11 protein-coding genes and 2 pseudogenes are annotated in these 12,306 nt (G+C 72.0%); 8 read left to right on the top strand and 5 right to left on the bottom strand.

The window, feature by feature from the left end; genetic code table 11:
* Positions 1-10 precede the first annotated feature (10 nt).
* The gene (locus tag GGE06_RS09030; RefSeq protein ID WP_184930469.1) at positions 11-307 is read left to right on the top strand and encodes a WXG100 family type VII secretion target; all 297 of its coding nucleotides are present in this window, start codon (positions 11-13) and stop codon (positions 305-307) included.
* A gap of 107 nt (positions 308-414) precedes the next feature.
* On the top strand, positions 415-4,791 hold the full coding sequence (locus tag GGE06_RS09025; protein ID WP_184930468.1) for an FtsK/SpoIIIE domain-containing protein: 4,377 nt from the start codon (positions 415-417) through the stop codon (positions 4,789-4,791).
* 72 nt (positions 4,792-4,863) lie between these two features.
* On the opposite strand, the gene GGE06_RS09020 is transcribed toward GGE06_RS09025, so the two are convergent.
* The 3 genes from GGE06_RS09020 to GGE06_RS09010 all read right to left on the bottom strand — a co-directional run bounded on the left by GGE06_RS09020 (position 4,864) and on the right by GGE06_RS09010 (position 6,388).
* Positions 4,864-5,487, bottom strand: a complete 624-nt coding sequence (locus GGE06_RS09020; RefSeq protein ID WP_184930467.1) for a hypothetical protein — start codon at positions 5,485-5,487, stop codon at positions 4,864-4,866.
* A 45-nt stretch (positions 5,488-5,532) separates the two neighbouring features.
* Positions 5,533-5,832 carry a hypothetical protein gene (locus GGE06_RS09015; protein ID WP_116157023.1) on the bottom strand — a complete coding sequence of 100 codons (300 nt, stop codon included), beginning with the start codon at positions 5,830-5,832 and terminating at the stop codon, positions 5,533-5,535.
* Between the two features lie 76 nt (positions 5,833-5,908).
* Positions 5,909-6,388, bottom strand: a complete 480-nt coding sequence (locus GGE06_RS09010) for a COG4315 family predicted lipoprotein (protein ID WP_184930466.1) — start codon at positions 6,386-6,388, stop codon at positions 5,909-5,911.
* Between the two features lie 194 nt (positions 6,389-6,582).
* Here GGE06_RS09010 and GGE06_RS09005 point away from each other — a divergent pair, with 194 nt between their 5' ends.
* From GGE06_RS09005 to GGE06_RS44000, 5 genes and pseudogenes are all read left to right on the top strand, one after another.
* Positions 6,583-7,488, top strand: a complete 906-nt coding sequence (locus GGE06_RS09005; RefSeq protein WP_116157025.1) for a CHRD domain-containing protein — start codon at positions 6,583-6,585, stop codon at positions 7,486-7,488.
* Between the two features lie 85 nt (positions 7,489-7,573).
* The gene (locus tag GGE06_RS09000; RefSeq protein WP_116157026.1) at positions 7,574-8,575 is read left to right on the top strand and encodes a DUF1996 domain-containing protein; all 1,002 of its coding nucleotides are present in this window, start codon (positions 7,574-7,576) and stop codon (positions 8,573-8,575) included.
* Between the two features lie 91 nt (positions 8,576-8,666).
* Positions 8,667-9,239 (top strand): sigma-70 family RNA polymerase sigma factor, encoded by a 573-nt coding sequence (locus GGE06_RS08995; RefSeq protein ID WP_116157027.1) that lies wholly within the window; start codon positions 8,667-8,669, stop codon positions 9,237-9,239.
* A complete protein-coding gene (locus tag GGE06_RS08990; RefSeq protein ID WP_116157028.1) occupies positions 9,236-9,952 on the top strand; it encodes a zf-HC2 domain-containing protein in 717 nt (238 codons plus the stop codon). The genes GGE06_RS08995 and GGE06_RS08990 overlap by 4 nt, the downstream gene beginning before the upstream one ends.
* Positions 9,953-9,993: 41 nt before the next feature.
* Positions 9,994-10,167, top strand: a pseudogene (locus GGE06_RS44000) (RNA polymerase sigma factor); the annotation flags it as partial.
* Between the two features lie 363 nt (positions 10,168-10,530).
* Here GGE06_RS44000 and GGE06_RS44235 read toward each other — a convergent pair.
* Positions 10,531-11,115: pseudogene (locus GGE06_RS44235) on the bottom strand (transposase); the annotation flags it as partial.
* A gap of 163 nt (positions 11,116-11,278) precedes the next feature.
* Here GGE06_RS44235 and GGE06_RS08980 point away from each other — a divergent pair.
* Entirely contained in the window at positions 11,279-11,509 is a 231-nt protein-coding gene (locus GGE06_RS08980) for a hypothetical protein (protein ID WP_184930465.1), read from the top strand.
* 262 nt (positions 11,510-11,771) lie between these two features.
* Here the strand turns inward: GGE06_RS08980 and GGE06_RS08975 are convergent, their stop codons facing one another.
* The gene (locus tag GGE06_RS08975) at positions 11,772-11,960 is read right to left on the bottom strand and encodes a hypothetical protein (RefSeq protein ID WP_184930645.1); all 189 of its coding nucleotides are present in this window, start codon (positions 11,958-11,960) and stop codon (positions 11,772-11,774) included.
* Between the last annotated feature and the right edge of the window lie 346 nt (positions 11,961-12,306).

Below are 12,306 nucleotides of genomic sequence, written 5' to 3'. Positions count from 1 at the left end.
GAGAACACTCATGGCCGACTACATCGTCAACGACGAGAAGACCGCGTCCGCCGCACAGCAGACCATGAACGAGTACGACATCGCGGTCGCCCAGCTCAACAAGATCAAGACGGACCTGGACGCCCTCACGGCCGACGGCTACAACACGCCCTCCGCCCAGCGCGACTTCAGGCCGTTCGTCGAGGAGTACATGGGCAACTACGGCAAGGTCACCGAGGGCCTCACGGGCATCTCGGAGTACATCAAGAAGTACGGCGAGGGCATGACCCAGTTCGACACCGACATGGGTGCCAGCCTCCGGGGCTGACCCCGCACCGGCACCGGCCGGGCCGGACCGGGCCCCCTCCCGGACCGGCCCGGCCGGCCCGCCCCACCCCCACCCCTGGTGACCACCGTGCCCAAGGAGCACCGACGATGCGCCTGACCGTCACCGCCGTCGACCCGGAACAGGGCCAGACCGCGGACATCATGATCGAGGCCGACCCCGAGTCCCCGGCGGGCGAACTCGCCGAACACCTCCACCGGCGACTGCGAGGTGGCACCTCGGGGGAACGGCCCGTCCTCTACCGGGGAGCCACCCGGCTCCCCGCCGACCAGCCCATGGCCGCGAGCGACCTGCGCGCCGGCACCCTGCTGTCCCTCGGAGCACCCGCACCCGAGCCGGGCCCCGAACCCGACGGCGTGGTGGAACTGCGGGGCGTCGGAGGGGCCGACGCGGGAACGGTGTTCCGGCTCCCGCCCGGCGACTACGAGATCGGCTCGGCCACGACCTGCCGCATCCGGCTGAGGGCCGAAGGGCTCGCCGGGACCGCGGCCCGCCTGAAGGTCCTCGCCGACGGCACCGCGACCGTGCGGGCCGCGGAACAGGACCGCGTCACCCGCGACGGGACCGACGTGCGCGACTGGACCGCGTGGCCCCTCGGAGACGTCCTCACCGTCGGCCCCGTCCTGCTCGAACTCACCGAGCCCTCCCGTCCCGACGCCGCGCTCCAGCCCTCCGACGACGGCGTCGGCCTCGACTACAACCGGCCGCCCCGGCTCCTTCCCCCGCCGGTCGCCAACCGCTTCCAGCTCCCCGTCCCACCCGGGAAGCCCGCCCGCAACAAGCTCCAACTCACCCTGATCTTCGCCCCCCTGCTGATGGCCGCCGTCTCGGTCGCCATCTTCAACAACCCCAGGTTCCTGGTCTTCGGACTGCTCTCCCCGGTGATCGCCGTCATCTCCCAGCTCTCCAACAAGCGCCGCGGCAAGGAGAGCCACGAGGAACAGCTCAAGGAGTACGAGGAGCGGAAGGCCGCCCTGGAGGACGACGTCACCGAGGCGGTCCTCGCCGAACAGCGGGCCCGCCGACTCGCCGCCCCCGACCCGGCCGCCGCCCTGCTGATCGCCACCGGACCGCGCCAGCGCCTGTGGGAGCGCCGCTGGCGCGACGACGACTTCCTGCTGATGCGCCTGGGCGCCGCGGACCGGCCCGCCCTCGTGGAGCTCCAGGATCCCTCCGAGCCGGAACACCGCCGCAGGATCGACCGCACCACCTACGCCGTGCCCGTCCCCGTCCCGCTGCGCGAGTACGGCGTCCTGGGCATCGCCGGCGGCACCGCCGCCGAGCCGCTCGCACGCTGGCTGATCGCCCAGGTCGCCGTCCTGCACAGCCCCTCCGACCTGCGGATCTGCGTACTGTCCGGCAGCACGGGCGCCGACCGCTGGTCCTGGGTGCACTGGCTGCCGCACTGCGCGCCCCTCGGCGAGGACACCGTCGCCCTCGTCGGGGCGAACGCCGAGTCCGTGGGCCGGCGCATCGCCGAACTCACCGCCGTGGTCGCCGCCCGCCGGCAGGCCGGGGAACGGGCACCCCGCGGAGGCGCCGCGGGCGAACCCGACATCCTTGTCGTCCTCGACGGCGCCCGCAGACTGCGCTCCCTGCCCGGCGTCGTCCAGCTCCTGCGCGAAGGACCGGCCGTCGGCGTGTACGCGCTCTGCGTCGACGACGAGGCCCGGCTGCTGCCCGAGGAGTGCCGCGCCGTGGCCGTGGCCGGACCCGAGTGGCTGCGGGTCGAGCAGGACACCGCCGACCCCGTCGACGAGGTCCGCATGGACGCGCCGAGCCGTGCCTGGTGCGTGGGCGTGGCCCGGGCGCTCGCGCCGATCCGGGACGTCGGCGACGAGACCCAGGAGAACCTGCTGCCCGCCTCCGCCCGCCTCCTCGACGTACTCGGCCTGGAGCCGCCCACCCCCGACGCCGTCGCCGCACGCTGGGTGATCTCGGGACGGGGCACGCGCGCCGTCCTCGGCGAGGGCGTCGACGGCCCGTTCGCCGTCGACCTGTCCGCCGACGGCCCGCACGCGCTCATCGCGGGCACCACCGGTTCGGGCAAGTCCGAACTGCTCCAGTCCCTCGTGGCGAGCCTCGCCGTCGCCAACCGGCCGGACGAACTGAACTTCGTCCTCATCGACTACAAGGGCGGCAGCGCCTTCGCCGAATGCGAGGACCTGCCGCACACCGTCGGCATGGTCACCGACCTCGACACCCACCTCGTCGAGCGCGCCCTCGTCTCGCTCGGCGCCGAACTGAAGCGACGCGAGCACATCCTCGCCGAGGCCGGCGCCAAGGACATCGACGACTACACCGACAAGCGCACCCGCCGCCCCGAACTCGCCCCCATGGCCCGGCTCGTCCTGGTCATCGACGAATTCGCGTCGATGGTCCGGGAGCTTCCGGACTTCGTCTCCGGCCTCGTCAACATCGCCCAGCGGGGCCGCTCGCTCGGCATCCACCTGGTCCTCGCCACCCAGCGCCCGTCCGGGGCGGTCACCGCCGACATCCGCGCCAACACCAACCTGCGGATCGCGCTGCGCACCACCGACACCAGCGAGAGCCGCGACATCATCGACGCCCCCGACTCCGGACAGCTCTCGCCCCGCACCCCGGGCCGCGCCCACGCCCGGCTCGGCCACGCGGCGCTGCTGCCCTTCCAGACCGGCAGGATCGGCGGCCGCCGCCTCGACGAGGCGACGACGGGCGAGGACCGCCCCGCCCCGGTGCTCACCGAACTCCACTGGGAGGGCCTCGGCGACCCGATGCCCCGCCCGCCGGCCCGGGAAGACGCCTTCCAGCCGGTCACCGACCTCTCGGTCCTCGTCGAGGCGGTACGGGGGGCGGCCGAGCAGCTCGCCGTCCCGCCCGCCCGCCGCCCCTGGCTCCCCCCGCTCCCCGCCGCTCTCACCCTCGCCGACCTGCCCCCGCTTCCCCAGGCGGAGCACGGGCGGCTCGCCCCCGTGGCGTACGGGATCGTGGACGTGCCCACCGAGCAGGCGCGCCGCCCCCTCACCCTCGACCTCGACCGGGCGGGACACCTGTACGTCATCGGCTCCCCCCGCAGCGGCCGCTCCCAGACCCTGCGCACCCTGGCCGCCGCCCTCGCCGACACGCACCGCAGCGCCGACGTCCACCTGTACGGCCTCGACTGCGGCAACGGCGCCCTCCAGGCCCTCACCCCGCTGCCGCACTGCGGCGCCGTGGTGGACCGCACCCAGGTCGAGCGGGTGGTGCGCCTCCTGAACCGCCTGGGCGCGGAGATCGGCCGGCGCCGCGACCTCCTCGGCCGGCAGGGCGTCGCCGACCTCACCGAACTGCGCCGCATCCTGCCCGAGGAGGAACGGCCCCCGCACATCGTGCTGTTCGTGGACCGCTTCGAGGCGTTCGAGCGCGACTTCTCCGGCTACGACCAGGGCTCCGTGATGGACACGATGACGCTCCTGCTGCGCGAGGGAGCCGGCGCGGGCATCCACGTGGTGGCGACCGGAGACCGGATCCTCGGCCAGAACCGCTTCTCCTCCCATACCGAGGACAAGCTCGTCCTGCGGCTGAACGAGCGCTCCGACTACTCCATGGTCGGCCTCAACTCCCGCAGCGTGCCCGAGGACCTGCCCGCAGGACGCGGCGTCCTGGCCAAGGACGGCAACAGCGTCCAGACCGCGCTGATCCCCGGCACCGACACCGGCGGCGCGGGACAGGCCCGGGCGCTCGGCACGCTCGCGGACCGGCTCCGGGAGCGGGAGGCCGACGTGGCCGCGGCGCGTGGGCCGTTCCGCGTGGACGTGCTCCCCGACGAGCTGGACTTCGAGGGAGCCCTCGCGCGCAGGCCGCGGGACGTCTCCCCGCTGTGGGCGATGGTCGGAGTCGGCGGCGACGAACTGAGCGCGCTCGGCACGGACCTGTCCCAGGTGCCTTCCTTCGTCGTCGCCGGTCCGCCCCGGTCGGGACGGAGCACGCTCCTGCTCACCATGGCGAAGTCGCTGACCTCGCTCGGTACGAAGATCGTGGTGATCGCTCCGCGCACCTCCCCGCTGCGTAGGCTCGCCGGACGCCCCGGTGTCGTCGAGGTCTTCACGGACGTGGACCTCGCGGTCGCCGACTTCCGCACCGCGCTCGGCGAGGTGGACACCCCCGCGGGGGCCATCCTCGTCGACGACGCCGAGATGATGATCAACTCCGAGCTGGACCACGACTTCGTCGCGCTCGCCCGCGGCAGCGCGGGGGACGGCTGGGGCCTGATCGTGGCCGGCAACAACGAGGCGCTGCTCGGCGGCATCGGCGGCTGGCAGGCCGTCGTGCGCCGCAACCGGTGTGGCGCCCTCCTCGCGCCTCGCGCGATCGGCGACGGCGAGCTGGTGGGCGCCCGTCTGCCGCGCGGTCTGCTCGGCCAGGACAGCGAGCCCGGGCGGGCCCATCTCCAGCTCGGCGACGGCCGGTTCACCACCGTCCGCGTGCCCGCGACGACGGTCGACTGACTGACGCCGCACACCGAAGGCCCGGCCGTTCCTGATCGGAACGGCCGGGCCTTCGGTGTGCGGCGGCGTCGGTCAGGTCGCCGTGCCCACGGTCTCCGGCTCCCCGTCGCCGAAGCAGAACGTCGACGTGATGGCGTCGAAGAGGTCGTACAGCGGCTCGGCGAGCGGGATGTTCGGACTGAAGCAGGTGATGACCAGCACGCGTCCTCCCCCGGGAACCGGCACGAAGGTGTGCGTCACCACCAGCTTGGACGAGACGCCATCGGCGATCTCGGTCTCCTCGATGCCGCTCATCCGGCCGACCGGCCCGACCCAGGGAAGCGCATGTGTCGTGAGGGTCCGTGAGGTGCCCTCGCGGTGGCGGCCTCCGGCGGCCGAGAACTCCCTGGCGAGGCCCTTCGCGGAGAAGTCCGCGCCGGTCGGCGGGGTCAGGCTGAAGACCATCAGCCCGGCCATCAGCAGGCCGTCCTCGTACATGGTCGTGGTGCCCGCCGCGTAGACGGCCCCGCGCCTGCGGGCGCCGTCCATGATCCGCCGCGCGCTCCGGAACGCCCCGTTGATGGCGTCCCGGGTCTCCTTCTGCGGGGCGTGCCGCAGCATTTCGGCGCGGCGCTCGGCGAGCGTGTCGCCGTGGAGGTCGTATTCCGTCCAGTTCTCCGGGATGCCGATCCCGAAGCTGTGCGAACCAGTGGTCATGGGACCGTGCTCCTCAAGCTCGTCGTGTCTGGTTCCGCCGGCGGGTCACCGGCGGGGACGGCCGCCGTCGCCGTCGCCCTTCAGGGAGTCGCCCATCTGGCGGTCGAAGTCGTCGAAGGCCTTCACGATGGCCTCGCAGGCGTTCGTCAGGTCCTTGGTGTTCCGCTTGACCTGCACGCGCCCGTCGTTCCACTCGTCGTCGAAGTAGCCGCCGGAGCGCGCCAGCGGCGGTCCGACGTCCTCGGCGGTGAACCCGGACGGCTTGGTGTCGATGAGTTCCACCACCCGCCGCAGAAGTCCGCCGAGGCGTTCGACCTCGTCTCCCGGCATGTCGATCTCGGCCAAGGCTCCCCCTGGGGGTGTTTCGTGGTGGGTGTCGTCCGGGACGAAGGCCCCGGGGCCGGCGCGGGCCGGTGGCCGCTCACGGGGCGGTGCGGACGAGCTTGCCGTCGGGCGAGACGGCGAACCACTCGCCGTCCAGCCCCTGGCCGTTGACGTCCCCGGCGGCGTCGTCGCCGACGTAGTAGTACAGCGGCCAGTCCCCGTACGCGACGTGCACGGCGCCGCCCGGCCGCCTCTCATCGCGCAGCAGGCCCGCCTCGACGCCCCGGCCCGCGGTGGCGGGGGAGGAGCCGGTCAGCGCGGGCCATACGGCGATGCACTCCGTGCCGCAGCTGCCGGAGGTGTCCTTGTCCTTGGTGAAGGCATACAGGGTGCGCCCCTGCCCGTCGACCAGGATGGAGCCGAGGCCGGAGTCCGCCACCGTGACGGTCGCCCCGCGGACGGGCTTCCCCGCTGCCTTCCGCCCCCCGTCGCCGTTCGGGCCGCCATCGCTCCCGCCGCCGCAGGCGGCGAGCGCCAGCGCCAGCGGTACGGCGAGCAGGGCCTTGGATGCGCGCATGGTGATGTCCTCTCTCGTACGTGCGGAAAGCGAGGAGTGGTGTTCCCCACGGCCCACACGTCCCGGGAGCCGTCGGGGTTCAGTGCGCTCGCGAGCCGTGCCCGTGCCGGGCGGAGGGGGGACGGGATTGAACCCGCGGGGCGGCGCGTGCGTGCTCGACGCGAAGGGATCCCACTTCTGGAAGGACGACAGACATGCGCAGGCTCACCGCGGTGGTCGTGGCCGTGATCGTATGCGCCGGCCTCGCCGGTACGACCCCGGCGACGGCCGACGACGGTCCTGGGGGCTCCCCGGGCGGCGGGACGGCCGTGTCGCTGGTGGCCCGTCTCACCGGCGACCAGCAGGTGCCGGGGAAGGACGGGAGGGCCGCGGGCGACCGGGACGGCAAGGCCATCGCGCTCGTCAAGGTCAAGGGCGACCGTGTCACCTTCGCCCTCTCCTGGAACGGCGTCGACAGGCCGGCCCGGGCTCACCTCCACCAGGGCGCCGTCGGGTCGGACGGCGCCGTCGTGGCCGACCTGTTCGCCACACCGATGCCGACTTCGGTGTATTCCGCCGCCGGACAGACCTCGCTGTCCTCCGCGGCACTCGCCGAACGCCTCCGCCGCGACCCTGACGGCTTCTACGTCGACCTGCACACCGACGCCTTCCCCGGCGGAGCCGTACGCGGCCAGCTCCGGCCGTTCGCTAAGCCGGTGAACCCGCTCGGCATCATTCACGGCGGCAGGATGCGCGCCCTCGCGGACGGCGGACAGGAGATCCCGGCCGGTGACCCGAAGAAGGCCGGCGACCCCGACGGGCACAGCACCACGTTTCTGCACCCGCGGACGGACCGCGTCGACTACTCCCTGGCCTGGGTGAACACCGGACCGCCGCTGTCCGGGCGGATCCACGAAGGAGGCCTGGGCGAGAACGGGGACGTTCGGCTGCCTCTGTTCCTCTCTCCCGTGCCGAAGAACGTCTTCGCGATCTCCGGCGCTGTCAGCACCCCGGACGCCCCGATGATCACCCGTCTCAAGGAGGATCCGACCGGCTTCTACGTCAGCCTGACCACCCGGGAGTTCCCGGACGGAGCCGTCCGGGGGCAATTGTTCCGCTGATGCTCGCCGGAGGGTCTGAAGATGGTTCCGGCCAGCTGAGACGGGCGATCTTGCCCACCCACGCCGCTGGTGGAACTCTGCTTCCGTGCCGATCATTCTTCCCTCCCCCGGTTCCCGCTTGTTCTGGATCGCTCTGCCCGTGACGCTCGGGCTGACCCTGCTCCTTGGCATCGCGACGTTCGGCGCCGACGGCGCCGCCCGGGCGGCCGGTGTACCCGCCGACGACCAGTACGTGGACATCGCGACGGTCACGCCGACGCGCGCGCCCGCCCGGGGACCCGACGCCAGCACCGGTACCTTCACCGTCGACTGCGGCCGCAACGAACAGGGCCACCGCAACGCGGACAACTTCGTCATCTCCCCGGGCATCGTGAACGGCGCGCACCACACGCACGACTACGTCGGCAACCTCTCCACCGAGGCCCTCTCCACCGACCGGAGCCTGGACGCCGCCGGCACCACCTGCGCGGGCGGCGACCGGTCCACGTACTACTGGCCCGTGCTGCGCCGCCTCGACCGCACGGGCGCCGACGCCCACACGGCCGGCGGCGGCGCGCACGGCAACAGCGGCGAGATCCTCATGGCGTCCTCGGTGCGGGTGGAGTTCCGGGGCAACGCGACCGGCGCGGTCGTCGGCATGCCCCGCTTCCTGCGGCTGGTGACGGGCGACCCGGTCGCGGCCACCACCCCGAGCGCCGACATCCGCGCCCAATGGGGCTGCTCCGGCTACCCGGACCGCTTCACCACCAAGTACGCGCGCTGCCCTCGAGGCAGCCGACCCACCCGCACCCTGGACTTCCCCAGCTGCTGGAACGGCCTCGCCACCGACAGCCCCGGCCACCGCACCCATGTGCAGTTCCCCGCAGCCGACGGCACCTGCCCCCGGGCCACGTTCCCCGTACCGCAACTGCGGATCACCCTCGCGTACGACCTCCCCGACGGCACGCCGTTCGCCGTGGACTCCTTCCCGGAGCAGCTCCGGAACCCCGTCACCGATCACGCCATGTTCGTGAACCTGATGACCCGGGACCGCATGGCGGAGCTCGTGCGCTGCGTCAACGAGGGCCGCGAGTGCCGGGCCGGGTGACGGGATCCGGCCGACTTCGAACACCGGTTGAACCGACGCGACCCCCCGTCCGTGTCCACCGCGTTGGCCCAGGAGAGGACGGAGAGAAAGGATGGCGGCATTGCGGCTGCGCAGTCGGCAGAAACAGGACACCGGTGACGAGGCACTGATCCGGTCCCTCTACGAGGAACACGGACGGGCCCTCCTCGCGTACGCGCAGCGCCTGACCGGCGACCGCAGCGCCGCAGAGGACGTGGTCCAGGAGACACTGATCCGGGCCTGGAAGCATCCGGAAGCCCTCGTCAACGGCAAGGGCTCGGTGCGCGGCTGGCTGCTCACCGTGACCCGCAACATCATCACGGACCGGTACCGGGCCAAGGCCGCCCGTCCCACGGAGGTCGCCGAATCGGTGACCACCCAGCCCATCGAGCAGGACCACGCCGAGGCCGTGGTGAACTCGATGGTCGTCGTGGAGGCGCTCGACCGGCTCTCCCCGGATCACCGGGACGTGCTGCTGGAGATCTACTTCCGGGGCAGGAGCGTCGCGGAGGCGGCGCAGGCACTCGGGATACCACCCGGGACGGTCAAGTCCCGGTCGCACTACGCGTTGAAAGCACTGAGAGACATGTACGTGGACCGGCCGAAGGCAGTGAGTGCCGTGGAATGGAAGGGAGTGGCGGTATGAGCATCAGGGAACACGACAGCGCGCTGCTCGGCGCCTACGTCCTCGGCGCTCTCGACGAGCAGGAGGTGCGGACCGTCGACGAACACATGGCGTCGTGCCAGAAGTGCCGCGACGAACTGGGCGAGCTGCGGGACATGGAGTCCGCGCTCGGCGAGGTCCCCCCGGAGGCGTTCCTCGACGGTCCCCCGGAGGGGGGTGACCTGCTGCTGCAGCGCACTCTGCGCCAGGTACGCGGCGAACGCGCCGCTCAGGCGCTGAGGCGACGGGCCTTCCTGGCCGTGGCCGCGACCGTCGCCTCCGCGGCCCTCCTCGGCGGCGGAGTCCTGATCGGCCAGAACACCGGCGACCGGACCGCTCAGGCCGTCCCTCCGGTCCCCTCCGCCACGACGAACCCACCGACGGCCCCTCCGGTGAGCGTCAAGTTCTTCGAAGGCCGCAGCGCGGAGACCGGCGGCGAGATGCGCCTCCGGGTGACGCCCGCCGCCGACTGGATCCGCCTCAACGCCTCGGTCACAGGCGTTCCGGCGGGCGAACGCTGCCGCCTGGTGGTGGTCGCGAAGAACGGCGACCGCGAGATCGCCGGCAGCTGGCTCGTCGCCGACGAGGAGAGGGGCTCGAACCTCGACGGTTCGGCGGCGGTCCCGATGGACGACGTCGCCGAGGTCGTCATCGAGAACGACCGGGGCAAGAAGTACGTGACCGTCAAGGTCTGACCCGCTTCGCCCCCGGACGGCGGCGGACATGGCATGGAGGCGTGGCACGGAGCGATGCCACGCCTCCTCCTGCCGGCCGGTCCACCGGGTGGTCCCGCATCCGGGCGGCCGACCGCGAGGCTTTCGCCGAGTTCTACGAGACGTACGCGTGTGCCGTCTACAACCATGCTCTGCGCATGACGGGCAACTGGTCCACGGCCGAAGAGTGCCGCTCAGCAGGTCCGCGACGGTGAACAGATCGTCGCCGGCGACGACGCCGCGTTCACGGGTGTGGGGCAGCACGGAGAGTGCGCCCCTCGCGGAGGCCTGGGACTCCGGGGCCGCGGCCTGGAACGCCGAGCGCCGGAAGGCCTACGCCAACGACCTCGGCGCCGACCGCTCCCTGATCGCCGTCACCGCGAAGACCATCGCTCGAAGGGCGACGAAGAACCGGCCCAGTGGATGCCGCCGGGCGCCACCGCCCGGTCACCTCCCTCGCCGACTGGGTTGCGGCGAACTCCGCTGGAACCCGACCGCCGGCGGGCGGGTGCGGGCTGTCGGCGGTGCGGGGCGAACCCGGCCGGGACAGGTTGGCGCCCGGGACCTGTCCAGGTCAGGGCTCGTGCAGCGTCGATGAGGGTGTGGGCTTCGTCCTTGCAGGCCCAGGTGCCGCGGCGGGGCTTGAGAGCCATGACGAACGGCAGGCCGGCCTCACGCAGGGTGTGCCGGACCTCGTCGTGGCCGCCGTAGCCGCAGTCCGCTACCACCGCCCGGAAGGTGAACCCGGCCTCATGGGCCTGGCCGGCGAGGTCCGTGGCGAACTGGGGCTTGGTGCGGAAGTCGGGATCGTTGCGCTTCCTCGGGAAGTGGCGGGCCGGGCGTGCAGCGGATAGCAAAGGCGCTCGTCCGCCCAGAGCGTGGGCACCGTGACGACGCCGTTGTCCGTCTTCCCCAGCCGGCCCAGCCACTGCCGCCGCTGCACTCCCGGGTGCTGGGCCCCGGTCACCGGCTCGGCCCCGGCCGGCGCCGTGAGCGTCTTGTTCCGGTCCCGTGGCAGCAGCAGACCGGTCAAGTACTCCCGAAACCCCCGCCGCTGGGCCAGCGACCTGAAGAGATCATCGAACCGGGCCGCGCACCCTTCCAGCGGACCAGGAGCCGGCGGACACCGGTGCCCGTGCGGTCATGGCCGTACCCCCGAAGCACTCTCACCTCACCGATACGGTCGACCTGACCCCATGTCAACAAACCACCGGTAGTGCTGTGCCCGCGACCGTTCACCGGGTTGGGTCGTACTGATGGCCCCCTGCACCAGTACAGTCGGCGCACTGAATGAGCAGAGGATCCCCGGTGCGCAAGAGGGACAGCAACGCTGATGGCCACGGCCAGCGGGCCGTGGCCATCAGGTGGATACAGGTCGTGCCGTTCGGAGTCGTTGTTCTGCTGTTCGGATTCCCTATCTGGGAGCGAGAGCACAGCGGTGGTTCGAGCTCGATCGTGTTCGGGCTGATGACCGCATCGGCATCGTCCATCGGCATGCTGGAACGTTATCGGGCAAACGTCGCCAAACGATCTCGGTAACTCACCTTCCAGCCGGTTCAGGCCGCCGCAGACGGGGGTCCACCGCCCCAGCGGATGCCTCTCCCGTGCCGACCAAGATCCGGGCCATACGCGGACCAGCCACCTACAGTTTGGCCGAATCGTGGCCGTTTCCGCTGGTCAGCGGCCACACGAGGCGTGTACCGCCAGCACTCGAAGAATCTGCTGGTGAGCTACTCCCTGAAGAAGCTGGGCTTCTTCCAGCGGAACGGAAGAGGGCGCCTGACCTGGGGTTTTACCCGGGTCATTCCGAGTGGCGCGCTTCGCGCCGCACCAGCGCCGGCGTGATGGTGGCGAGTGCATCAGCGAGGGTACGGCGGGTGTTGCCAGGCGTTCGGTCCCCTCGCCTGGCAACACCAAGATCGCCGATCACATCATCGTCATGGAGCGCGGCCGGATCACCAAGCAAGGCCAGTACGACGACCTCGCTCACGGCGGCGGGACCTTCGCCGAGTTTCTGGGACTCTCTCAGGACCGCTGACCGAACTCGCCACCCCACGGGATCGTCTCCCGGGTGATGGCCTTCTCGACGTCGTTGGCCACCACGTCGGCCCGTGCGCCTGCGTCGACGCGGAGCGGCGCGTGGCCGGGACGGACTCGGCGTGCGCGGCGGTGGATCCGGCGGTAGTGGTCGAGGACGGCTTCCGCGGCTTGGCGTACGACTTCGTCAGGTGCAGAACACCGGTCTCGTACGTGGTGGCCGCAGCGCCGAGCACGACCTCGAAGGCCCGGGTGGCGGCGGTCCGCAGCTCGTTCAGCGGCTCATCGGGACCGAGATC

Origin of the sequence: Streptomyces nymphaeiformis (assembly GCF_014203895.1) — a bacterium.
GTDB classification, from domain to species: domain Bacteria; phylum Actinomycetota; class Actinomycetes; order Streptomycetales; family Streptomycetaceae; genus Streptomyces; species Streptomyces nymphaeiformis.
Note: the sequence above shows the minus strand (reverse complement) of the source record. Positions and strands in the feature narration are given on the sequence as shown.

Coding starts and splice junctions, on each gene's coding strand:
- GGE06_RS09010 (WP_184930466.1), bottom strand. CDS start 6,388: ATGCGCGCATCCAAGGCCCTGCTCGCCGTACCGCTGGCGCTGGCGCTC.
- GGE06_RS09030 (WP_184930469.1), top strand. CDS start 11: ATGGCCGACTACATCGTCAACGACGAGAAGACCGCGTCCGCCGCACAG.
- GGE06_RS09025 (WP_184930468.1), top strand. CDS start 415: ATGCGCCTGACCGTCACCGCCGTCGACCCGGAACAGGGCCAGACCGCG.
- GGE06_RS09020 (WP_184930467.1), bottom strand. CDS start 5,487: ATGACCACTGGTTCGCACAGCTTCGGGATCGGCATCCCGGAGAACTGG.
- GGE06_RS08995 (WP_116157027.1), top strand. CDS start 8,667: ATGGCGGCATTGCGGCTGCGCAGTCGGCAGAAACAGGACACCGGTGAC.
- GGE06_RS09005 (WP_116157025.1), top strand. CDS start 6,583: ATGCGCAGGCTCACCGCGGTGGTCGTGGCCGTGATCGTATGCGCCGGC.
- GGE06_RS08990 (WP_116157028.1), top strand. CDS start 9,236: ATGAGCATCAGGGAACACGACAGCGCGCTGCTCGGCGCCTACGTCCTC.